At 71.0% G+C, this 19,329-nt stretch carries 26 protein-coding genes; 10 read left to right on the forward strand and 16 right to left on the reverse strand.

Translation table 11 applies throughout. From position 1 onward, the window contains the following. Positions 1 to 14: 14 nt before the first annotated feature. Entirely contained in the window at positions 15 to 731 is a 717-nt protein-coding gene (locus tag CGE01nite_RS08245; RefSeq protein WP_170210922.1) for an esterase/lipase family protein, read from the forward strand. On the opposite strand, the gene CGE01nite_RS08250 is transcribed toward CGE01nite_RS08245, so the two are convergent. Next, positions 728 to 1,555, reverse strand: a complete 828-nt coding sequence (locus tag CGE01nite_RS08250; RefSeq protein WP_048341911.1) for an alpha/beta fold hydrolase — start codon at positions 1,553 to 1,555, stop codon at positions 728 to 730. The genes CGE01nite_RS08245 and CGE01nite_RS08250 overlap by 4 nt on opposite strands. Positions 1,556 to 1,608: 53 nt before the next feature. Then, a complete protein-coding gene (locus CGE01nite_RS08255) occupies positions 1,609 to 2,886 on the reverse strand; it encodes a hypothetical protein (protein WP_141370178.1) in 1,278 nt (425 codons plus the stop codon). A 316-nt stretch (positions 2,887 to 3,202) separates the two neighbouring features. Between CGE01nite_RS08255 and CGE01nite_RS08260 the strand changes: the two genes are divergently transcribed. From CGE01nite_RS08260 to CGE01nite_RS08275, 4 genes are all read left to right on the forward strand, one after another. Next, positions 3,203 to 3,748 (forward strand): PAS domain S-box protein, encoded by a 546-nt coding sequence (locus CGE01nite_RS08260; RefSeq protein WP_170210923.1) that lies wholly within the window; start codon positions 3,203 to 3,205, stop codon positions 3,746 to 3,748. Then, positions 3,745 to 4,650 carry a methyl-accepting chemotaxis protein gene (locus CGE01nite_RS17460; protein ID WP_141370182.1) on the forward strand — a complete coding sequence of 302 codons (906 nt, stop codon included), beginning with the start codon at positions 3,745 to 3,747 and terminating at the stop codon, positions 4,648 to 4,650. The genes CGE01nite_RS08260 and CGE01nite_RS17460 overlap by 4 nt, the downstream gene beginning before the upstream one ends. A 346-nt stretch (positions 4,651 to 4,996) precedes the next feature. Beyond that, the gene (locus CGE01nite_RS16940) at positions 4,997 to 5,182 is read left to right on the forward strand and encodes a helix-turn-helix domain-containing protein (RefSeq protein ID WP_170210924.1); all 186 of its coding nucleotides are present in this window, start codon (positions 4,997 to 4,999) and stop codon (positions 5,180 to 5,182) included. 101 nt (positions 5,183 to 5,283) lie between these two features. Beyond that, positions 5,284 to 5,535, forward strand: coding sequence for a helix-turn-helix domain-containing protein (locus CGE01nite_RS08275; protein WP_141370186.1), 252 nt, complete (start codon positions 5,284 to 5,286; stop codon positions 5,533 to 5,535). A 177-nt stretch (positions 5,536 to 5,712) separates the two neighbouring features. Here CGE01nite_RS08275 and CGE01nite_RS08280 read toward each other — a convergent pair whose 3' ends face one another. Continuing rightward, a complete protein-coding gene (locus CGE01nite_RS08280) occupies positions 5,713 to 5,928 on the reverse strand; it encodes a helix-turn-helix transcriptional regulator (RefSeq protein ID WP_141370188.1) in 216 nt (71 codons plus the stop codon). Between the two features lie 20 nt (positions 5,929 to 5,948). Here CGE01nite_RS08280 and CGE01nite_RS08285 point away from each other — a divergent pair, with 20 nt between their 5' ends. Together CGE01nite_RS08285 and CGE01nite_RS08290 are read left to right on the forward strand one after the other, a co-directional pair. Beyond that, positions 5,949 to 6,227, forward strand: a complete 279-nt coding sequence (locus tag CGE01nite_RS08285) for a hypothetical protein (RefSeq protein WP_141370190.1) — start codon at positions 5,949 to 5,951, stop codon at positions 6,225 to 6,227. A 121-nt stretch (positions 6,228 to 6,348) separates the two neighbouring features. Continuing rightward, positions 6,349 to 7,557: a hypothetical protein gene (locus tag CGE01nite_RS08290; protein ID WP_141370192.1), complete on the forward strand. Its 1,209-nt coding sequence runs from the start codon at positions 6,349 to 6,351 to the stop codon at positions 7,555 to 7,557. 430 nt (positions 7,558 to 7,987) lie between these two features. On the opposite strand, the gene CGE01nite_RS08295 is transcribed toward CGE01nite_RS08290, so the two are convergent. The 11 genes from CGE01nite_RS08295 to CGE01nite_RS08340 all read right to left on the reverse strand — a co-directional run bounded on the left by CGE01nite_RS08295 (position 7,988) and on the right by CGE01nite_RS08340 (position 14,508). Continuing rightward, complete coding sequence (locus CGE01nite_RS08295; RefSeq protein WP_141370194.1) at positions 7,988 to 9,826, reverse strand: phage tail tape measure protein; 1,839 nt, start codon at positions 9,824 to 9,826, stop codon at positions 7,988 to 7,990. Continuing rightward, positions 9,819 to 10,157, reverse strand: a complete 339-nt coding sequence (locus CGE01nite_RS08300) for a hypothetical protein (RefSeq protein WP_141370196.1) — start codon at positions 10,155 to 10,157, stop codon at positions 9,819 to 9,821. Before CGE01nite_RS08300 ends, CGE01nite_RS08295 begins: the two co-directional genes overlap by 8 nt. Before the next feature lie 100 nt (positions 10,158 to 10,257). Beyond that, positions 10,258 to 11,046 (reverse strand): hypothetical protein, encoded by a 789-nt coding sequence (locus CGE01nite_RS08305; RefSeq protein WP_141370198.1) that lies wholly within the window; start codon positions 11,044 to 11,046, stop codon positions 10,258 to 10,260. Next, positions 11,043 to 11,426 (reverse strand): helix-turn-helix domain-containing protein, encoded by a 384-nt coding sequence (locus tag CGE01nite_RS08310; protein WP_141370200.1) that lies wholly within the window; start codon positions 11,424 to 11,426, stop codon positions 11,043 to 11,045. The genes CGE01nite_RS08305 and CGE01nite_RS08310 overlap by 4 nt, the downstream gene beginning before the upstream one ends. Beyond that, positions 11,423 to 11,869, reverse strand: a complete 447-nt coding sequence (locus tag CGE01nite_RS17540; protein WP_141370202.1) for a WhiB family transcriptional regulator — start codon at positions 11,867 to 11,869, stop codon at positions 11,423 to 11,425. The genes CGE01nite_RS08310 and CGE01nite_RS17540 overlap by 4 nt, the downstream gene beginning before the upstream one ends. Beyond that, entirely contained in the window at positions 11,775 to 12,029 is a 255-nt protein-coding gene (locus tag CGE01nite_RS16950; protein WP_170210926.1) for a hypothetical protein, read from the reverse strand. Before CGE01nite_RS16950 ends, CGE01nite_RS17540 begins: the two co-directional genes overlap by 95 nt. Then, the gene (locus CGE01nite_RS08320; protein ID WP_141370204.1) at positions 12,026 to 12,532 is read right to left on the reverse strand and encodes a hypothetical protein; all 507 of its coding nucleotides are present in this window, start codon (positions 12,530 to 12,532) and stop codon (positions 12,026 to 12,028) included. The genes CGE01nite_RS16950 and CGE01nite_RS08320 overlap by 4 nt, the downstream gene beginning before the upstream one ends. A gap of 2 nt (positions 12,533 to 12,534) precedes the next feature. Then, positions 12,535 to 13,380 carry a helix-turn-helix domain-containing protein gene (locus CGE01nite_RS08325; protein ID WP_229747429.1) on the reverse strand — a complete coding sequence of 282 codons (846 nt, stop codon included), beginning with the start codon at positions 13,378 to 13,380 and terminating at the stop codon, positions 12,535 to 12,537. Between the two features lie 2 nt (positions 13,381 to 13,382). Further along, positions 13,383 to 13,628: a hypothetical protein gene (locus CGE01nite_RS08330; protein WP_141370208.1), complete on the reverse strand. Its 246-nt coding sequence runs from the start codon at positions 13,626 to 13,628 to the stop codon at positions 13,383 to 13,385. Further along, positions 13,625 to 14,224, reverse strand: a complete 600-nt coding sequence (locus CGE01nite_RS08335) for a hypothetical protein (RefSeq protein WP_141370210.1) — start codon at positions 14,222 to 14,224, stop codon at positions 13,625 to 13,627. The genes CGE01nite_RS08330 and CGE01nite_RS08335 overlap by 4 nt, the downstream gene beginning before the upstream one ends. A gap of 86 nt (positions 14,225 to 14,310) precedes the next feature. Continuing rightward, positions 14,311 to 14,508, reverse strand: a complete 198-nt coding sequence (locus CGE01nite_RS08340) for a helix-turn-helix domain-containing protein (protein ID WP_141370212.1) — start codon at positions 14,506 to 14,508, stop codon at positions 14,311 to 14,313. 112 nt (positions 14,509 to 14,620) lie between these two features. On the opposite strand from CGE01nite_RS08340, the gene CGE01nite_RS08345 reads away from it, so the two are divergent. Further along, complete coding sequence (locus CGE01nite_RS08345) at positions 14,621 to 15,307, forward strand: hypothetical protein (RefSeq protein WP_141370214.1); 687 nt, start codon at positions 14,621 to 14,623, stop codon at positions 15,305 to 15,307. Continuing rightward, on the forward strand, positions 15,267 to 16,358 hold the full coding sequence (locus CGE01nite_RS08350) for a site-specific integrase (protein WP_170210927.1): 1,092 nt from the start codon (positions 15,267 to 15,269) through the stop codon (positions 16,356 to 16,358). The genes CGE01nite_RS08345 and CGE01nite_RS08350 overlap by 41 nt, the downstream gene beginning before the upstream one ends. 46 nt (positions 16,359 to 16,404) lie before the next feature. Here CGE01nite_RS08350 and glnA read toward each other — a convergent pair whose 3' ends face one another. Beyond that, the gene (gene glnA, locus CGE01nite_RS08355) at positions 16,405 to 17,829 is read right to left on the reverse strand and encodes a type I glutamate--ammonia ligase (protein ID WP_048343624.1); all 1,425 of its coding nucleotides are present in this window, start codon (positions 17,827 to 17,829) and stop codon (positions 16,405 to 16,407) included. Positions 17,830 to 18,012: 183 nt separating this feature from the next. Between glnA and CGE01nite_RS08360 the strand changes: the two genes are divergently transcribed. Continuing rightward, entirely contained in the window at positions 18,013 to 18,504 is a 492-nt protein-coding gene (locus CGE01nite_RS08360) for an RDD family protein (RefSeq protein ID WP_141370216.1), read from the forward strand. Between the two features lie 57 nt (positions 18,505 to 18,561). Here CGE01nite_RS08360 and CGE01nite_RS08365 read toward each other — a convergent pair whose 3' ends face one another. After that, positions 18,562 to 19,272: a DUF4191 domain-containing protein gene (locus CGE01nite_RS08365; protein ID WP_141370218.1), complete on the reverse strand. Its 711-nt coding sequence runs from the start codon at positions 19,270 to 19,272 to the stop codon at positions 18,562 to 18,564. Positions 19,273 to 19,329: the final 57 nt, after the last annotated feature.

Genomic DNA, 19,329 nt, shown 5'->3' on the forward strand with positions numbered 1-19,329 from the left:
TACCCGTGCACGGTGTGCCGCGCCAGGAAGGCCGGGCGCACCGGCGCGCCGGCGCGCACCTGGCGTGGCGCGCTCGTGACTACGAGTTCGCGGTGCGGTGGATCGTCGCGGGATGGCTGCGGCCCGGCGGCGCCGCCGAGCTCGCGCGGCCGCCCGTGCGAGGTCGGCCCGTGGTGCTCGTGCCGGGCGTGTACGAGGCGTGGCACTTCCTGAGGCCGCTCGCGCGCCGCTTGCACGAGCACGGGCTGCGGGTGCACGCGGTGCCGTCGCTGGGGCGCAACCGCCGGCCCGTGCCGGAGTCCGCCGACCTCCTGCGCGCGTCGATCGCGGCCCTGGGGCTGCACGACGTGGTGCTGCTCGCGCACAGCAAAGGCGGCCTGATCGGCAAGCGCGCGATGATCGACGACCTGGTGTCCGACGACCCGCGCATCGCCTCGATGATCACCGTGAACACCCCGTTCGTCGGCTCGCGCTACGCGCGGTGGGTCCCGCTGCGTGCGGTCCGCGCGCTCGTGCCCCACGACGAGGCGATCCTCGCGCTCGTGGTGGACCGGACCGTGGACGAGAGGATCGTCCCGGTGCGCAGCGTCTGGGACCCGCACGTCCCCGACGCCCGCGGGCCTGACGGCCGCGAGGCCGTGGTGCTGCGCACGCCGGGGCACTTCCGTGCTCTGGCCGACCGCGCGCTCGAGGACCTCGTCGTGCGGCACGTGCTGGACGAGGACCGCTAGCGCCCGCCGAGCTGGAGCACACGGGACTGGCCTGGCTCGTCGGGGTCGTCGACGATCTCCTCGCCGTCCAGCCAGGAGCGCACCACGTGCGCGAGCTCGCCAGGGTGGCTGAAGTTCACGGCGTGCGCCGCCCCTTCGACGAGCACCACCGTGACGTGCGCCGGGGCGAGCTGCGCCAGCTCGCGCACACGCCGCGGCGGCGGCATGAGCGGGTCGCGGCTGCCGAGCACGGCCAGCGCCGGCACGGGCGTGCGCAGGAGCCGTTCGAGCGACGGGAACCGGGTGAGCTCGCTGAACAGGTGGAACGCGTTGACCGGGCCGAACCTCACGTAGTCGGGCAGTGCGACCGGGGCCATCCGGGTGCTCTCCCGGAGCACGTCCTGGCCCAGCTGGCGCAGCGCACGGCCCAGCGGCTGGTTCTGGACGCCGCCCGCGGGGCTCACCAGCACCGTGCGGTCGATACGGTCCGGGACCTGGTGGGCGAGCTCGAGGCTGATCGGGCAGCCCATCGAGTTGCCGAGCAGCACCACGCGCTCGAGCTCGAGGGCGTCGAGGACGCGCAGCAACGCGTCCGCCAGCGCCGGGATGCCGAGCGTGTGGCCCCAGCCCTCGCTGCCGCCGTAGCCCGGCAGGTCCGGCACGACCTGCGGTGAGTGACCCGCCAGCCGGCGGGCCGTCGGCATGAGGTACGCACCCGAGATCGCGAAGCCGTGCACGTGGACCACGGGGAGCCGGTCGGGGCGGTCGGCGCTGCACCGCACCCTGACCGTGTGACCGTCGACCACCACGCGGCGCTCGTGCCAGCCCTCGTCGGGCGTCTCCATCTCCTGAGCGTGGCAGACCTGCCCCGCCCAGGCGAGGCGGGTCGAGGCGCGGGCTACACGAACCGCTGGAGCCAGATCTTGCCGGTGGTCGACCGGTACACCAGAGCGCCACGTCCGGCGACCGAGCGGGCGACCTCGACGAAGGTGTGCGCGACGTCGCCCTGCTCGACCGCGGTCGACCCGACCCTGCGGATCGTGCCCCACGTGCCGGACGTCGTCCGGTCGCGCGCGTACACCACGCCCGCCTCGACGCCGCTCGCCTGGACCCAGGCGACGGTCGCCGCGCGCGCGTCGCCCGCGGCCTCGTCGACGCCGACGACGCCGGAGCGCTTCGCGACCGTCGTCGGCGAGCTCCAGGTCGTCGACGTGCGGGAGCGTGAGCGCACCGAGACCGCATCGGTCGCGAGCTCGACGCGCCCGTCGGGGCGGCTGGTCAGGTCGAAGGACCACCCGGGCACCGTGGCGGTCGCCCACGCGCCCGTGGACGTGGCGCGGGACGCGACGCGGACGCCCGAGCCCGAGTTCCACGCGACGCTCACGCTGCCTCCTGACGCCGCGACGACCGCCTGCCGGCCGTAGATGAACGCCGGGCTCGCGTCGCGCCGCACGACCGTCGGTGCGGTCCAGGCGCCGGTCGCCGACGCGCGCGACGCGACCGAGAGCACGGCAGCGCCGGTGGTGTCCACGTCGACCGCGAGCAGGGCGGCGGTGCCGTCCGGCGCGACCGCGAGCTCGACCTCCGGCAGCGCCGCGCGCAGCGTGCGCGCCGCCCAGGAGCCGGGCCGGCCCGTGAGGACCTTGGTCGCCGTGGCCGTCCGGTACGCGATCGTGTACCGACCCGAGCGGTCGACACCCACGTCGAAGCCGCCGAGGTGCACGGAGGCGAGCTTCGTCGGGGCGGACCACGTCGTCGACCCTGCGGCCCGCGCCGCGACGTAGAGGGTCGTCGGGTCGTCCCACTCGACCGCGGTGTCGCGCGTCCACGCGACGAGCGCACCGCCCTTCGGAGACTCCACGAGCTCGACGTCGCCCGTGACCTTCGTGCGGCTGAACGCGACCTTCGGGACGGCCCCCGACGAGGCTCCGACGCCCACCACGGTCAGCGACAGGCCGCCGGACGGCCCGGAGACCGCCGTGACGTCCGTGATGCCGTCCTCGCCGACCCGCACATCGGTCGTGGCGTTCTTGGCGACGGGGAGCGCGACCGACGATCGCCAGGTCGCCGCGGACGAGGGCACCGCGCCGAGGACGACGAGCGCGAGCGCAGCGGTCGTCGCGGCGACGACTCGACGGCGAGCGGCGTGCATGCGGTGCGTGGTACCGAGCTTCACGGGGTTCTCCTTCGAGCCGCGCGACGAGTCACACGCGAACGCTAGCGCTGCGGTCGACCGGGCGGCAGGGGTCCTCGTCGCCCTGGTCACCGGGTGCGGCGGCGCCGCCCGGCGCGGGCGGGTGCCCCGCACGGGCCCCGCGACCCGACGGCGGGACGAAGGTCCGCGGCCGATCGGGTGGCGCGCTCACCCATCTGCCCGTCCTGACCTGCAGATTCACTCGTGGGAGGCCTCCTGCGGCCGCGGCGGCGGTCGATGGATGGACCGCGGTCGCGCGCGAGGCGCATCCGTCGCGCCGAACACCTGGAGCCCGCTCGTGAGGACAACCGCGATCACCCCGACGTCGGTCGAGCGCACGTTCGGTCGGGAGGAGATCATCGTCTCCAAGACGGACCCGCAGGGGCGCATCACCTACGCCAACGACGTGTTCGTCCGCGTCTCGGGCTTCGAGCGCAGCGAGCTCCTCGGGCGCCCGCACTCGGTCATCCGTCACCCGGACATGCCCCGCGCGCTCTTCCAGCGGTTGTGGGACACCATCGGCGCGGGAGACGAGATCTTCGCCTACGTGAAGAACATCGCTCGCGACGGGTCGTTCTACTGGGTGCTCGCGCACGTCACGCCCTCGTCCCGCGGCGGCCGGACGGTCGGGTACCACTCCAACCGGCGCCTGCCCGCGCCGGGCGCGGTGCGGGAGATCGAGATCCTCTACGACCTCCTGCTCGCGGAAGAACGCCGGCACACGACCGGCAACCAGGCGGTGGCGGCCTCGAGCGCCCTGCTCGCGCGTGAGCTGGCCGACCGAGGCGTGACCTACGACGAGCTCGTCTGGGACGTCATCAACCGCCACGGCGGTGCGCGATGATCGGTCTCCGACGTTCGACGACCGCACCGGCGTCGGTCGAGCCGGCCCGGCAGGACGTGGTGGGCCAGGACCTCGCGCCGATCGTCGACGTGCTGCGTCTCGCTGCCTCGGGTGACCTGGAGGCGCGCGTCGTCGAGCCGGGAACCGGACCCGTGGGCGAGCTCGCCGACATGCTCAACCACCTGCTCGACGTCAACGACGCGTTCGTCCGTGAGTCGGGCGCGGCGCTCAGCGCGAGCTCCCAGGGGCGCTTCCACCGCACGCTCATCGAGCGCGGTCTGCCGGGCGCCTACCGCGAGGGGGCCCGGCGCATCAACGCCTCACGCGACCTCATGCGGGATGCCGCCGAGCGCTCGGCGCGCGAGTCGCGCCTACGGGCCGAGATCGTCGGGCAGGCCGTGGAGGTCTCCCAGCACGTCGCCGCGGCGTCGACCGAGCTGGGCGCGTCCGCGCAGTCGCTCGGGGACTCCGTCGGCGACGCGGTGCGCGAGCTGCACGAGGCGACCCGGCTGGTCGAGCGGCTCGCGCAGTCGTCCGAGAAGATCGACTCGGCCGTCACCGTCATCGGTGCGGTCGCGGCCCAGACCCGTCTGCTCGCGCTCAACGCGACGATCGAGGCGGCGCGCGCGGGAGCCGCCGGGCGGGCGTTCTCGGTGGTCGCCGGGGAGGTGAAGTCGTTGTCCGACGACGTGGCGCAGTCGTCGTCGGAGATCGCCGCGCAGGTCGCCGCGGCGCAGGAGGCGGCGCGCGACGTCGTCGTCGCCATGGAGCGCATCGCGTCGGTCATCTCGCTCATCGACGAGGAGGCCGAGGGCGTCGCGACCGCGGCGGGCCACGACGAGGGCGGCCTCGCACGCATGGCGGAGACGCTGCGCAGCGACATCGGCCGCTTCACGGTCTGAGGACGTCAGCCTCGCTCACGACGCTCGCCGACAGCACCCGGCGACGACGAGCCCCCGCCGACACACGAGACCCCCGCCGCCACGAGGGCGACGGGGGTCTCGTCACTGCAGGTCACCGGCCCCCGGGAGCAGCCGGGGGCCGGGACGATCACACGTCGTAGTAGAGCTCGAACTACGTCCTGCGTGTTGAGCGATGTCGGCACGTGTTGACTGGGATGCATACCCGCAGGTCACGGCGCTGGCGAGTGTTGGCGACGGTTGGGTGCGGTTGGTGCTCTTGCGGACTCTCTGCGGACTACGGTGCTGGGGCATGGGCATCCGGCGCGTAGAGCGCGACAGGTCTCGCATGGCGTACACGATCAGCGAAGCGGCCGAACTGGCCGGCACGAGCGTCTCGCGGATCCAGAAGGCGATCCACGGCAGCGAGGCCGCGACTGGCCTCCCGACCCTGCGGGCCAGGCGCCTCGGTCGTCGGTACGCCATTCTGGCCAAGGACCTCGAGGCGTGGCTCGAGTCGCTGCCGGAGGCGTGACGTAGCTGCACCGTCGAGCGTCCGCGGCACCGCCAGGGGGTCCGGGCTAGCGCGGACCCATCCGACGTGCGGGATACGCGGAATAGCGCAGGCTGTTGCCCATGCGAGCAATGACACCTGCGGACGTCGCCGATGACCTGCGCCTCGAGAACGTCGAGGCCGTCCTGCGCATGTTGCGCGCCGGGACGCTCCCCGGCTTCAAGGTCGGGCGCGCGTGGCGCGTCGACCCCGACGAGCTCGCCGAGTGGAAGGCCAAGAAGGCCGCGCGCCCCGGCGACCCGAATCGCATCGAGCCGAGGTCGGCACGCTCGCAGGCCGCGCTCGACCGTCACGCGCGCCTCAGGCGGCAGTGACGCCGCCCTGTGCTGACCCCAGAGGGCACTCAACGACGTGTTGGCGACGTCGGCCCCCACACCCCCGGCCCGGGGTGGCCCTGCACTGGCGCGCGCGGTGAGGGCGGACGTACTGAGCTGCCCCCACGACGCGACATCAGCCTGAGCGCGCCGGCCCGGGGGCGGATGCCGGGGGCGCTACCGCCGGGCGCCGCGCTCGGTCGGCAGGGACGCGATCCAGGCGTCGAGCTCGACGGCGCGGAAGACAGGCTTGCTGGCCTTCTCGCCCACGTAGTGAGCGACGAGCGTGCCGTCGGCGACGGCGGCACGGATGGTGTCGGACGAGATGCCGGTGGCCTCGACAGCCCCGGCGAGGCTGTAGGCGACGCGCGCGAGCGTGATGAGTGTCGTCATGACGAGGCAGACTGCCACCTATGGGCGAGCCGACTGTCGACTGGGATGAGCATCGAACGCACTTCATGCGCTGGGTCGGAACGCTCGATGCGCTGCTCACGGAGATCAACGGAGCTGGTTCAGATGCGCCCCCGGAGCTCGTAGAGCGCAAGGAGCAGGTGTTCTCGGCGATCGCCGCCTACGCCGGCGCGATCCAGCACAAGGACGTGGTCGCGCTCGGTCTGGTCGGCATGACGTATCCCGAGCTCTTCGATGTCGGCGGGGCTGACGAGGGAGGGGGTCGCACCCCCTCCCTCTAGGCGCCCGGTCAACCCGAGGGGCCTCCCTCGCCGCCGATGGCCCTCGGCCTTCTGGAGCCTTACCGAAGTTCGCCCGGCGAACTTGCCCGCCGCGTCGGCAGGCGGTGCTACGTTCCCCGGCATGGCTGACGAGGGGGCCCCTGCAGGCAAGGGCGCGGCCGAGAGCCCGGAGCTCTTCCTGCACCTGCGCCTCACGGGCGAGCGGTTCGATGCGAAGGGCATGCCCGCGGAGTCCGCGGCCGAACTCCGTCCAGTTGTCGAGGCCCTGTTCCAGTTCGCGCGCGAGGGATGGCTCGAGGATCATCCGTGGCGCGAGCGCGTGCCGGCCGGCTTCGAAGAAGCGTTCGACGTTCGGCTCGTCTCGATCGGTGATGGCAGCGCTCGACCGCACCTCGTCTTGATGAAGCCAGCAGGCTGGCGCGACGATGACCTGGACGAGATCTATCCGGCCATGCAGCGTGCCCCGGAGAAGCTGGTGCGGGCCCTCACGACCGTCCGCGACGATCTCGCGGTGCCGCCTTCGATGGCCGCCGAGGATGTCGCTCGACTCGCGAAGATCGGCAAGTCCCTCTACGACTTGGAAGCGATCGAGGTGGGCATCGTGCCGCCGGGGGCACCGCTGGATGCGGAGCCTTCCGAGGTCGTTGCGGTCACTGCCGACGTGCGGGAGACGCTGAGGCAGATCGCAGTCGCGCTGAGCGCCGATCCGGAGCCCGAACCGGTGTGGGTCGAGGGGATCATCACTGAGCTGGACGGGACGGACAAGACGTTCCATCTCCGCACTGTCGGGCGCCGGGGGCTCACCCGTTGCGAGATTGCCGATGGTGAGACCACACTGGCGACATTCGTCAAGTCGGTCATGGCCGAGGATGGCGTCACCGCACCTGACGTCCGGGTACAGGGCTGGGCGGCGCCAGATGTTGAGGGCCGATTCAAGGTCCTACACGAAGTGACCGATGTTGAGATCGTTCGGTCCCTAGAGGAGAAGACTCTGTCGCGACGCATTGACGAGGTCGAGGCGCTCACCGACGGATGGTGGGGGCCCAACAGTCGTGCCGTCGAGATCGACACACTCGAGGCCGCGCGCGAGTTGGTCCCGGCGCTCGGCAGGCTCTCAGGTGACCGCGCGATCGTCATCGCTCAGCCCGACGGATCCGTGGTGGTCGAGCGTGAGGTGCGGGGACTCTTCCTCACCGCTTCGATTGAACATCAGGGCACGGAGATGTTCTTGTGCCTCGACGATCCGGAAGCTGATCAGGCCGACGAGATGACAGCGCCCTTCGACCCTGAGGTCTTCGTGCGCTTCCTTGAGACCGGGGTTCTCCGTTGACTGCGACCGGACCTGAGCTCACCGAGCCAGGCGAGATCCTGCGGCGCAACGTGCCGCGCGCGATGTTCGACGGCGAGAAGATGTCGAAGACGGCGTTTGCCCCGTCGGATCACGACGGGATGACTTCGACTCTCCGCGGCCACGTCTCGGTGGCCGACGCCGCTTCCCGGTGGGAAGGAAACTCGCCCCTGATCGGTACGTGGCCATTGCCTGTCCATCTGGCGAACGAGATCGGCCTGCCCTGCTACGACGACGGGCAGCAGCCGTGCGCCTGCGGGTGCGAGGCCATGTACCCCGAGGACCATGCGAGTGTTGACCACCGTGTCCTCCCGTCTCGGAGCGCCCAACTAAGGGCTGCTCGCAAGATCCGTGACGCAGTCGAGGCCGCAGGCCCTCTGACCTAGTCGCACCGGGCCTTCTCCCGCGCTCCTCACCGCGCCCACGCGACCACCCCCGCGTCCAGGGGCCGCACTGCGCCCGTCATCACGCCACCGGCCTCGACTCGCATGCGCCCGATGAGTGCGCCGTCGGAGTCGACGACGACGAGCTCGCGCGGAATGCCGCCGCCGGACGAGGCGGCGCGCTCGAGCATCCCGTCGAGCCGGGACAGCGGAAGGACCGCCTCGGGCTCGGCGCCCTCGCCCAGGATCGCCGCGGTGGCCGAGGTGACGATGCCGCCCTGTGCGAGCAGTGGGATCTTCGGCAGCGAGAAGCTGTTGCCGCCGATGCCAGGCACCCAGTCGGGGATCGAGAAGCTCAGCGACCCGACCGTGCGGTTCCAGAAGCCGGCGATCGAGTTGAACGCGCTGCGGAACGGGCTCGTCAGCGCAGACCCGAGACCGGAGAACGCGCCGCTGATCTTGCCCGGGACCGCCTTGAAGAAGTCGAGGATCTTGCCCCAGATGTCCTCGACGCCCGCCTTGATCTGGGTCCAGTGGGATGCGATCTGCCCGACGATCGTCCAGGTCTTGAAGAAGCCGACGACCTTGCCGGGGACGCCCCGGATCCAGTCGACGATGCCGTTCCACGCGCTCGTCGCACCGGACTTGATCGAGTCCCAGTTCGAGGCGATGACGCCGATGAGCGACCACTTCATGAAGAAGCCGACGACCTTGGTCGCGGCGTCCTTGATCCAGCGCACGACCGCGTCCCAGCCGGCACGGACGCCGCTGACGATGGAGTCCCAGACGCCGCCGAGCCAGTCGACGATGCCGCCCCAGACCTTCTTGAGCCAGGCGACGACGCTGTCCCAGTTCGCGATCAGCAGCACGAGCGCAGCGATGAGCGCGACGATGCCCAGGACGATCCAGGTGATGGGGTTGGCGAGCAGGGTGGCGCTCCACTGGATGGTCGCGATCTTGGCGACGCCCATCGCGAGCGCGATGGCGGTCACGCCGCCGGCGAACGCGCCGAGCACCCAGGTGTTCTCGGAGATCCAGGCGAACGCTGCGGTGAGCACGCCCTGCAGCTGGTCGATGACGGGCAGGAGCAGCGTGCCGATCGACTCCTGCAGGTTCCCCCAGCCGACGGCCATCTTCTCGGCCGCCGTCGCCGACGCCGCCGCGGTTCCGCCGACCTGGCCCTCGACCTCGCCGAGGATGATCTTCTGCGCACCGAGGATGTCCCCGGTCGCCATGAGGGCCTTGACCTGCTCCTTCTGCTCGGCGGTGAACGTCACCCCGGAGCGGGACAGAGCGGCCATGCCCTTGATCGGGTCGTTCAGCGCCTTGCCGAGCTGCTTGCTCGCGCCGTTGAGGTCGCCGAAGCCGGCCGCCGACAGGTCCGCGGCAGCCGCGGTCGCGCGGTCGAAGATGTTCGCGCCCTCGCCGACCTCGTTCTTGACGTTCTTGAAGGTCAGCAGCAGGTTCGCGCCCGACTGGATCGCCTCGTCATCCATGCCCGTCTTGAGCGAGATGGCCGTCGCGAGGTCGCCAACCTGGGCGGCGGTGATCTTCGCCGCACCGCCCGTGGTCTTGATGATCTGCTCGGTGGTTGCGCCGACCTTCTGCGCCTCGCGGGCCTCGTCGATCGACGAGCCGATGAAGTCCTTGGCGGCAGCGGCGGCGGACGTGATGACCGCGGCGCCGAGAGCGGCCTTCATCACGCCGCTGGCCGACGTCGAGAACGAGTTGCCGTAGGCGGTCCCTGAGGTCTTGCCGGCGGTCTGCGAGGCCTTGGAGATGGGGCCGTCGAGCTGCTTGGTGATGCTGGCCTCGCCGCCCTTGAAGCTGGGCAGGATGGAGACGTAGGCGGACGCGATCTCAGACACCGTGCACCTCCCCGTCGCGGTCGAGGATCGACTGCACGATGACGTCGGCCCCGAGGGCTGCGGCGTCGGCGACGATGCTGGGCGCGGCGGCTGCGAACGCCCGCCGCGCTCGTTCGACGTCGCCGCCTGCCCACTCGACGACCGTGTCCTCCCAGACGCCCACGAGGCAGGCGCACAGGTACGCGATCTCTCCGGGGGACGCCGCGGCCTCGTTGATCAGGCGCAGCACTCGTTCCTTGCCTTCGGGCGGTGGCTCGCTGAGCGCTCGTGCGATGTCCGCGAGACGGGCACCGGCGCGCATCGCGTCCTCGTGCGGCTCTCCTGCGGTCATGGGTTCCCCTTCCGGGCTGTGGTGGAAAAAACGTCAGGGAGAGATCGGCCCTATGCCTCGGGGTGGCCTTGGCCCCGGGGGGGGAGGGGGTGTGCCCCGGTCACGTGAGCGAGGGAGTGAGCACGATCGCGTTGCCCTCGGCTCGAACGGCCGCTTCGACCATCTCGTTGAGGACTCGGTCGATGAGGGTGTTCATCGCGAGCACGATCCCGGTCGCGCCCGTCTGGGGGTTGGTCAGGTCGTCGTACGCGTTGCGGACCTCGCCGATCTGCCCGGCAGGCGTGAACTTCGAGAGCGTCTCGCTCAGGTAGATGGACCACGAGGAGACGTACTGCTCGGCGTCGCGCGAGGTCAGGTAGTCCTCGCCCCACTGCGAGCACAGGACCCAGGCGCGCAGGGTGTCACCGTCACGCAGGGCGCGCTCGAGGAGACGGCGCAGACGTGCGGTCAGGTCGAGCCCCGTTCCTGCCGGCGCGAGGACCATCTGCAGGTCAGCCTTGATGCCGAGGATCGCGGTCTCCTGTGCGGCGTCGTGCGGCGCGGGCCGCTGCGGCGAGGACGCCTCTCGCAGGATCTCGATGGTGCGCTGGACGGCCGCGGTCACCGCGCTCGCGTTCGGAGCGATCTTCTCGCGAGCCTGCTCGCGGTACTCCTTGAGCACCCGCACCCGTGCCTGCGGGACCAGGTCGCGGTTGAGCGAGGCCGTGGTCGCCTGACGCGACAGCGTCTGCATCTCGTCGCGGATCTCGCGCAGACCGTCTCGCACCGGGTACCACGCGGCACGTGCGGAGCTGGGGACTGCGGTGCGCGAGAGCACGTCCTCCGCGGTCGCCAGGCCGTCGCCGATGATCTTGTTCCACGCTCCGATCCACGGGTTCCCGATGCTCACTGTGCTGTCTCCTTCGCGTCGATCCACCAGCAGCCCGCGGCCTTCGTCGCCGTGATCGAACCGGCTCGAGCCCTCTTCGTGATCGCCTGAGGACTGATCCCCATCCGCCTGGCTGCTTCTGTTGTCGTGATCCACGCTCCACCCGGTGCGGCCACCTGAGCGTCGAAGGGTTGTGACTGCACAACCCCGAGCAGAGCGACCGCGGCCCGTGCGGGCGCGACGACGCTGGATGCGTGCTCGAGCGGGAGCAACCCGCGCCGCTGTCGCCCGCGGTTCGTCATCTCGACCAGACCGCCGAGCTCCAGCAGCGTCCACTCGTCGTCGATCACGAGGCGCGGCGTTCCGTCCCTCGCGATCTCGACGCGGGCGCGGCCCGTCATGCGGCCCCTGCCGCCCTCGGGCTCTGCCGTGGGCGTCCGGGTTGCCGTTCGCGATCGGTCGACCCCGCGTAGACACCCCACTCGTCGGGGTGGTCCTCGACGAACCGGCGACAGCCCGCCAGCCCGGCGCAGCCGGCGCACAGACGCGCAGCGATCGACTGCTCGGCATGGTCGTCCGAGGTCCACGCCCTGCGCGCCTCGGCAGAGGTGTCCATGCACGGGACCGGCCGGCCCGCGGCGCGCAGCTCGACGAGGCTCGCGGACAACTCCGCCTGCGAGTTCATGCCGCCTCCGTGTGGTCTGCAGCCGTGGTCAGCGTGAGTCCCTGCTCCGTTCGTCGCTCGCCGCTCACGCCCCGCTCCCATCGCCGACGAGATCGGTGCCGTACACGAGCGCGACCAGCCCCAACGCCTCGGCATCGCGCTCCATGACGGCCCCCGCATAGGCCCGCAGCTCGATGAGCAACGCTTGCCACTCGTTCCAGAGCTCGAGCTTGCGCTCGACACTTGCGACCACGTCCTGGATCGCCGACTCCTGCAGCTTCAGCGAGAGATGGATGGACCGGCACCGGTCCTCGTGGGTCTCCCAGTCGATCGTCATCACGCGGCCTCCGGTCCTTCTGGCGCCGTGGACACGTGGAGCCGTGCCCGCGCGTCCGCCGCGTACTGCTCGATCACTCGATACGCGCGCTGCTTCGCCAGCTCATCGGGGAACGCCGCCTCGGGATCGCAGCCGTGTGCTCGGCACGCCAGCACGTACGCCGCCTGTGGGGTCGCGCCGCCCTCGACGGCCTCGTTGTACGTGCGCAGCCACGGAATCTCGCGCAGCGGGTCACCGTCGAGCGACTGCGGCGGCGGGTACGCCAGTCGCGCGCTCGACGCCGCCCGCTGGCGCCGCACCCAGGTGTTGACCACAGCAGGGGTGAACCGCCGGTCCGACTCGCGACGGTGGTCGACCAGCGCCCGAGCGATCTGGTCGCGCGTCACGCCGACATCGAGGAACCGCAGGAACGTGTTGAGCATGACGTCGCTGACCTCGTACCCGTACAGCGAGGCGTCCGCGGTCAGCAGCACCTGCAGGTCGGTCCGTTCAGCAAGGGTCGACATGGTCAGCGGCCTCCGATCTGCCGGCGCTCCTGCGCCAAGGCGTCGTCGAGAAGTGCGAGCCCGGCTCGCTCGCGTTCGCTGAGCTCGGCCTGCACGGCGCGCACGTTGCGCTCCAACGAGCGCAGGTTCTTGGACTGCACGGCCTGCTGAGCGGTCTGCGACTGGTGACGCGCCGGCAGCGGCAGGTCCGTCCACCGCTCGCCGTTCAGCCAGGTACTCGGGTGCGGCACGAACTGCGACTCGGGCAGGTTCGGGTCCGCCGCGAAGGCCCGGGCCCACTGGACGAGCTGCGTCGCGTCGTGCGACCGCCGCGCCTTCGCCCACGCTGCCCGTGCGCGCTTCTTGTCGGTCCGCCGCGGGTACGCGGCCCAGAACTCGTCGAACGCATCCGGTACCGCGACGTCCTGGCTCGCGCGCGCGGGTGAGGGTTCACCTTCGGGTTCAGTGAGGGTTGGTAGAGGGTTCTGGGTGACGTCTACGCCGGGGGCGGGTGACGCTGACGCCGGGGGTGGGGTGACGTCAGCGCCGGGGGTGGGGGTGGCGCCTACGCCGGGGGTGACTTGCGCGCCGGGGGTGGCGCCTACGCCGGGGGTGACGGTGTAGGCGGTGGCGCGGCCTCGACGCTCCTCGCGCGCCACCGCGCCGGCGCCGACGAGCACGCTCAGGGCTCGCTGGACGTTCCGCTCGTCGCGGTTGACCCGTCGAGCGAGCGTCGCGACCGAAGGCCAGCCACGGCCCTCGTCGTTCGCGATGTCGGCCAGCACGAGCAGAAGTGCCGGGGCGCAGCCCGCGAGCGACCCTGCGGGCTGCGCCTCGATGTACCTCACGGCGGCAGTGAGGGCCTTCATGCTCACCGGCGCCTCCCGTAGCGGTCCGCGAGGTACTCGGCGTCGAAGCCCTGCTCTCGGAGCTGGTCGACGTACTCCCGCCGCTGATCGCGCTTCGCCGTCTTGCGGCGAGCACGGCGCACTGGCTGGAACGTCATCCGGTCGGGCTTCTCGCGAGCGGCTCGAGCGCGCGCCGCGGTGTACCGGTCGACGGGCTCGGTGCCGAGCGCGTCCGCGACCATCGCTCGTACCGCGTCGAGCGGCTTCACCCTGCGTCCTCCGCACGGACCCGACCCATCGCTCGCCGACGGCGCAGCTCCGTGCCGCCGTCGGGCGTCGTGGACTCGAGCTGCTCCACCCACGCACGCCCCACGACGCCCCTGTGCACCCGCGTCCAGCGCGGGGCGGTCGCGGTGACCATGCCGGCCTGCAGCTGCCACTCGTGGACGTCCTGACCCTGGTCCTGCGCCTTCGTGCACCACTCGGGGCAGGGTGCGTCGGCGGCGGGGCGCGGTGTCGTCGCGCGCAGGAAGTCCCAGCGTGCGTCGATGAGCCAGTACGCGTACTCCGCGAGCGACTCCGGCGCGAGCTCGTCCGGCGGCTCGACGATCGCGATCAGCGGGGTCTCGTCCTCGGACCAGTCGGCGCGCCACCTCTGGACGTGCACCGATCCGCGCTGACCCGACACCGGCCGAGCCGGGTCACCGGGCCAGACGAGCGGTGCCGAGCAGTGGAGGACCCCCGTCTCGAGGCCGTCGCCCCACATGTCGTCGCGGCAGCAGTAGCGCGGGTCGCACCACGCGTAGTGGAAGTCGACGGCCACAGGCTCGCGCGTCGTCGCGCGGTCGGGCATGATGGCGCTCATCTTGAACTCCCTGCTAGGGGTCGGGATCGTGGCCGGGACCTGTTGCACCAGGTGCCCGGCCTTCTTCTTGGTGACGGGCGCCGCGGTCACGCGGCGCCGCCGGTGGCGGTCGATTCGAGCTCGCGCTCGATCCACCGCTCGAGGTCGTCCTCGTAGATCCGCAGACGTCCGGCGATGACGCCGAACTTTGGTCCGCGGTCCTGGTGTCGCAGCCACCTGAACGTGGCCTTGCTGATGCCCGTGCGCTCGGCCGCCTGGTCCAGCGTGAGCAGGATCCTTGCCATGAGAGCTCCCTAAGTGTTGCTAGAACACGAATGGCCCGTCGTGTTGTGCTGGTGGAAGCCATGATGGGTGATGCTGGCGCAAGACGCAAGGGGATGGGGCTAGTGTGTCTCCATGACACAAGATGCGGGCTGGCCTGGGGACTGGACGGCCGCGATCGGCCTAGCGGTGCGAGCCGAGCGGCGACGCCAGGGCATCAGTGCGCAGCGCTTGAGTGAGTTGACAGCGGAAGCCGGTTATGAGATTCCGCGCAACGCGATCGTGAACCTTGAGCACCGGAGGAAGACCACGATCGGTGTCCACGAGATTGCTGTTCTTGCGACAGCGCTCAAGGTGTCCCCACTGTCGCTAACCCTGCCCGCGGATGTCATCGACAGTCTCGACGTGCGGCCCGGGGAGTTCGCCTCGGTCTCCGAGGTCGCACAGTGGTGGGCGTTTCCGATTCGCGCGCAGCTGTCCGCGGGGACGATCGCGGAGTCACCCCACGCGCTAGACCGGCTTGACCCGCTCACTCTTGCGTTGATGCGGGACCACTTCGTGGACGTGCTGGCAGAACTCGCTATCGAGCGGGACGAGTACACGGTGCGAGCCGCACAGGTGAGGGAGAGCGAGGCGGTGGCGGTCGATAGCGCTGCGGCAGAGGATGCGAGAGCCGAGCTGCGTGTCATCGAGCGCCGGCTGCTCTTCTGTCAGCAGCAGATCGAGTCGGTGCGTGAACGGCACCGCGCGCTGGAGAAGCGTGTTGCGATGGTTCGAAGCGATGTCGAGGCAGTTCGTGGCCAGCGTCAAGAAGCGCGCTGACGGCGTCTGGCGCGCCCGCTACAGGGACGCCGCCGGCAAGGAGCACGCGAGGCACTTCGCGCGGAAGGTGGACGCGCAGCGGTGGCTCGACGAGGTCACGGCAACGATCGTCACGGGCACCTACGTCGACCCGAAGACCGCGAAGAAGACGGTGGGGCAGTGGTGCGCCACGTGGCTCGAGGGCTACGCGACGCGGCGCCCCTCGACCGTCCGCCAGGCCCGCGTGCACGTCGCGAAGATCGTCGAGGAGTTCGGGGCGGTGCCCCTGCAGTCGGTGCGGCCGTCCCACGTGAAGGCGTGGACGGCGAAGCTCAAGGCGGAGGGCGCCGCGGACTCTTACGTCTACGCGCTGCACGGCAGGCTGTCCCAGATCCTCGGTGACGCGGTGCACGACGGTGTGCTGCCGCGGAACCCGTGCTCGCGCCGCACGTCGCCGGGAGCGGGCAAGCAGCGTCCCTACGTCGCCTCGCCGGAGCAGGTCTGGGCGCTGCACGACGTCGTGCCGGGACACCTTCGCGCGGCGGTGCTGCTCGGCGCGTTCGCCGGTCTGCGGACAGCGGAGGTGTGCGGCCTGCGCGTCGCCGACGTCGACCTGATGCGCGGCGTGATCTCGCCCGCGGTGCAGTGGCCGGCCGATCCGTTGAAGACCGAGACGTCACGGACGCCGGTGCCGATCCCGAACGAGCTCGCGCTTCTCCTCGCCGATGGCGCCGACGAGCGCACCTGGATGGTCGAGCAGCCGACGGGGGAGCAGGTGCCGCCCTGGCAGATCGACCGGGCGGTGCGAGCGGTCCGCGAGGCGGTCGGCCTGCCGGACGGCTTCCGGTTCCACGACCTGCGGCACCATTACGCGAGCCTGCTCATCGAGGCGGGGCTCTCCGTGAAGGTCGTCCAGGAGCGGCTTCGTCACGCGTCCGCGAAGACGACGCTCGACACGTACTCGCACCTGTTTCCGGGCACGGAAGAGGCCACGCGCTCGGCGATCGGAGCAGCGATCACCGAGCACGTGGCCTCGGTCCAGGCGACCTCTCGCGGACTCCCTGCGGACTAGGCCCCGGCTCGGGCAGCGTCGTCGCAGGTCAACCCGCTAGGGCCGATCACACGTCGTAGTAGAGCTCGAACTCGTGCGGGTGCGGCCGCAGACGAATCGGGTCCACCTCGGCGGAGCGCTTGTAGTCGATCCAGGTCTGGATGAGGTCCGGCGTGAACACGTTGCCGGCGGTCAGCCAGTCGTGGTCGGCCTCGAGGTTGTCGAGCACCTCGGAGAGCGAGCCCGGGACCTGCTGGATCAGGGCGTGCTCCTCGGGGGGCAGCTCGTACAGGTCCTTGTCGACCGGCTCGGGCGGCTCGATGCGGTTCTGGATGCCGTCGATGCCGGCCATGAGCATGGCCGCGAACGCCAGGTAGGGGTTCGACGACGGGTCCGGCACGCGGAACTCGATGCGCTTGGCCTTCGGGTTCGAACCGGTGACCGGGATGCGGATGCACGCGGAGCGGTTGCGGGCCGAGTAGACCAGGTTCACCGGCGCCTCGAAGCCCGGGACCAGGCGGTGGTAGGAGTTCACCGTCGGGTTCGTGAACGCCAGTAGCGCGGGCGCGTGCTTGAGCAGGCCACCGATGTACCAGCGGGCGAGGTCGGACAGGCCGCCGTAGCCCTTCTCGTCGAAGAACAGCGGCTCGCCGTTCTTCCACAGCGACTGGTGCACGTGCATGCCCGAGCCGTTGTCGCCGAACAGGGGCTTCGGCATGAACGTCGCGGTCTTGCCCGCGGCGTGCGCGACGTTCTTCACGACGTACTTGAAGAGCTGCACCTTGTCGGCCGACTTGGCGAGCTCGTCGAAGCGGTAGTTGATCTCCGCCTGGCCGGCGGTGCCGACCTCGTGGTGCGCGCGCTCGACACCGAGGCCGAGCGCGTCCAGCTGCAGCGAGATCTGGTCGCGCAGGTCGGCGAAGTGGTCGACCGGCGGGACGGGGAAGTAGCCGCCCTTGTAGGGCGTCTTGTGGCCGAGGTTGCCACCCTCCTCGACGCGGCCCGTGTTCCAGGCGGCCTCGATGGAGTCGATGTAGTAGTACGACGCGTTCTGCTTCGTCTCGAAGCGGATGTCGTCGAAGATGTAGAACTCGGCCTCGGGCGCGAAGAACGCGGTGTCCGCGATGCCGGTCGACTTCAGGTACGCCTCGGCCTTCGCGGCGACCTGACGCGGGTCGCGGCTGTAGGGCTCGTCGGTGTACGGGTCGACGATGTGGAAGTTGATGTTGAGCGTCTTCTCCGCGCGGAACGGGTCGACGTAGGCGGTCGTGACGTCCGGCACCAGCTTCATGTCAGACTCGTGGATCGCCTGGAAGCCGCGGATCGACGAGCCGTCGAACATCTGGCCGTCCGTGAAGAAGTCGGCGTCCAGCGACTGGGCCGGGACGTTGAAGTGCTGCATCACGCCCGGCAGGTCACAGAATCGCACGTCGACGAACTTGACGTCCTCGCTCTTGATGAACGCCAGGACTTCCTCTGGCTTGCTGAACATCCGCTGCTCCTCGGTCGATGGTGCCCGCATCGGGCTAGCCAGACGCTAGGCGTGGGCCGTTTCTCTGATGTGAGGCAAGTGTTTCCGTGAGGTTACGCGCAGCGCGCGGGTGTAACGATCATGCGAACGCGTGGCCCCTGCAGGCGGTTCGGGCGGGCGACTGGCCCCGCTTAGGCTGAGCAGGTGACGACGAGGCAGAACGTGGGGTCGTGGCTCGAGGGCGGGCCGTCCGGCGGCGGTGGCCGGGGTACCGCCCTGGGTCTGCCGGCGCAGGGGAGCGGATCGGCGGCGACGATCGGGCGCCGGGCGGTCGCGCTCGTCCTCGACTGGACGCTGTGCCTCCTGCTCGCCTCCGCCTTCTTCGCCGGTGACGCGACCGGCCCCTTCTGGCAGCGCGCCGACGGCATGGTCACGCTCGCCATCTTCGCGGTCGAGAACCTCGTGCTGGTCGGCACGCTCGGGTTCACGGTCGGGCACCGGGTGCTGGGCATCCGCGTGCGCCGCGCCGGCGTGACCCCGGACGGGCCGCTGCCCGACGACGGTCGCGCGCCTGGGTTCGGCCGCGCCGCGCTGCGCACGTTCCTGCTGTGCCTGGTCATCCCCGCGGTCGTGTGGGACTCCGACGGCCGCGGCCTGCACGACCGCGCCGCAGGGACGGCGATCGTCCGCCGCTGACCCACGTCCGCCGGTGGCTCGCACGCCGGTCGGCGGCGTCGAGACCAGCGGGCCGGCTCAGCGGCCGCGCATGCCCTTGCGGTCGGGGCGAGCACGCATCGGGTCGACGCCCTTCGGCACGGGAAGCCGCGCGCCGCCGAGCGCCTGCAGGCGCTTGGTGACCTCCGCGACCTCCTGCTTGGTGAGCTTCGGCTTGAGCCGGCGCACCGTGGACGGGAGCTTCGGCAACGGCACCTGGCCCTCGCCGCGCCCGGTCTGCAGGACGGTGACGGGCACGGTCGGGAGCACGCGAGTCGTTCGCTTGCGCTCCGACTCCAGGAGGCGAGCGACGTTGCCGCCGCCCTCGCCGACGAGCACGATGCCCGGCCGGCCGACGCCCCGGAAGACCATGTCCTGCGAGCGGGCCTCGATCGCGACGGGCTCCTCGACGAACGTCCAGCCACGGCGGATGGTGCGCAGCGCGGCCAGTGCGGCGCCGGGCTGGCCCTCGATCCGAGAGTACGCGGCGGCCTCCGCGCGCCGCGCCAGGAGGAACATCGCAGCGAGCAGCGCGAACGGCAGCGACAGCAGGATGAAGTAGACGACCGCGTCCAGGACGAGGCCGACGATGATGCCGATGCCCAGGATGCCGACGAACGTCGCCAGCAGGATCCAGGTGATCGCGGGGTCGGTCTCCCGCGTCATCTTGAACGCTTCCCACACCTGGTGGTACCAGCGCACCTTCTTGGTCTTGGGCGCGGCGGGGGAGGCGGACTTGTCACGGGCCATGCGGCCGAGTCTACCGAGCGTCGGGGGTCACCTCGCGCGCGTCCGAGGAGCGTGCAC

This window comes from Cellulomonas gelida (assembly GCF_006538725.1).
GTDB classification, from domain to species: Bacteria; Actinomycetota; Actinomycetes; order Actinomycetales; family Cellulomonadaceae; genus Cellulomonas; species Cellulomonas gelida.

What these genes read in the sequence shown, in the direction of transcription:
- CGE01nite_RS08250 (WP_048341911.1), bottom strand. Translation starts at nt 1,555, where the DNA reads ATGGAGACGCCCGACGAGGGCTGGCACGAGCGCCGCGTGGTGGTCGAC.
- CGE01nite_RS17460 (WP_141370182.1), top strand. Translation starts at nt 3,745, where the DNA reads ATGATCGGTCTCCGACGTTCGACGACCGCACCGGCGTCGGTCGAGCCG.
- CGE01nite_RS16940 (WP_170210924.1), top strand. Translation starts at nt 4,997, where the DNA reads ATGGCGTACACGATCAGCGAAGCGGCCGAACTGGCCGGCACGAGCGTC.
- CGE01nite_RS08275 (WP_141370186.1), top strand. Translation starts at nt 5,284, where the DNA reads ATGCGAGCAATGACACCTGCGGACGTCGCCGATGACCTGCGCCTCGAG.
- CGE01nite_RS08280 (WP_141370188.1), bottom strand. Translation starts at nt 5,928, where the DNA reads ATGACGACACTCATCACGCTCGCGCGCGTCGCCTACAGCCTCGCCGGG.
- CGE01nite_RS08285 (WP_141370190.1), top strand. Translation starts at nt 5,949, where the DNA reads ATGGGCGAGCCGACTGTCGACTGGGATGAGCATCGAACGCACTTCATG.
- CGE01nite_RS08290 (WP_141370192.1), top strand. Translation starts at nt 6,349, where the DNA reads ATGGCTGACGAGGGGGCCCCTGCAGGCAAGGGCGCGGCCGAGAGCCCG.
- CGE01nite_RS08300 (WP_141370196.1), bottom strand. Translation starts at nt 10,157, where the DNA reads ATGACCGCAGGAGAGCCGCACGAGGACGCGATGCGCGCCGGTGCCCGT.
- CGE01nite_RS08310 (WP_141370200.1), bottom strand. Translation starts at nt 11,426, where the DNA reads ATGACGGGCCGCGCCCGCGTCGAGATCGCGAGGGACGGAACGCCGCGC.
- CGE01nite_RS17540 (WP_141370202.1), bottom strand. Translation starts at nt 11,869, where the DNA reads ATGCGGGGGCCGTCATGGAGCGCGATGCCGAGGCGTTGGGGCTGGTCG.
- CGE01nite_RS08320 (WP_141370204.1), bottom strand. Translation starts at nt 12,532, where the DNA reads ATGTCGACCCTTGCTGAACGGACCGACCTGCAGGTGCTGCTGACCGCG.
- CGE01nite_RS08325 (WP_229747429.1), bottom strand. Translation starts at nt 13,380, where the DNA reads ATGAAGGCCCTCACTGCCGCCGTGAGGTACATCGAGGCGCAGCCCGCA.
- CGE01nite_RS08335 (WP_141370210.1), bottom strand. Translation starts at nt 14,224, where the DNA reads ATGAGCGCCATCATGCCCGACCGCGCGACGACGCGCGAGCCTGTGGCC.
- CGE01nite_RS08340 (WP_141370212.1), bottom strand. Translation starts at nt 14,508, where the DNA reads ATGGCAAGGATCCTGCTCACGCTGGACCAGGCGGCCGAGCGCACGGGC.
- CGE01nite_RS08345 (WP_141370214.1), top strand. Translation starts at nt 14,621, where the DNA reads ATGACACAAGATGCGGGCTGGCCTGGGGACTGGACGGCCGCGATCGGC.
- CGE01nite_RS08350 (WP_170210927.1), top strand. Translation starts at nt 15,267, where the DNA reads ATGTCGAGGCAGTTCGTGGCCAGCGTCAAGAAGCGCGCTGACGGCGTC.
- glnA (WP_048343624.1), bottom strand. Translation starts at nt 17,829, where the DNA reads ATGTTCAGCAAGCCAGAGGAAGTCCTGGCGTTCATCAAGAGCGAGGAC.
- CGE01nite_RS08365 (WP_141370218.1), bottom strand. Translation starts at nt 19,272, where the DNA reads ATGGCCCGTGACAAGTCCGCCTCCCCCGCCGCGCCCAAGACCAAGAAG.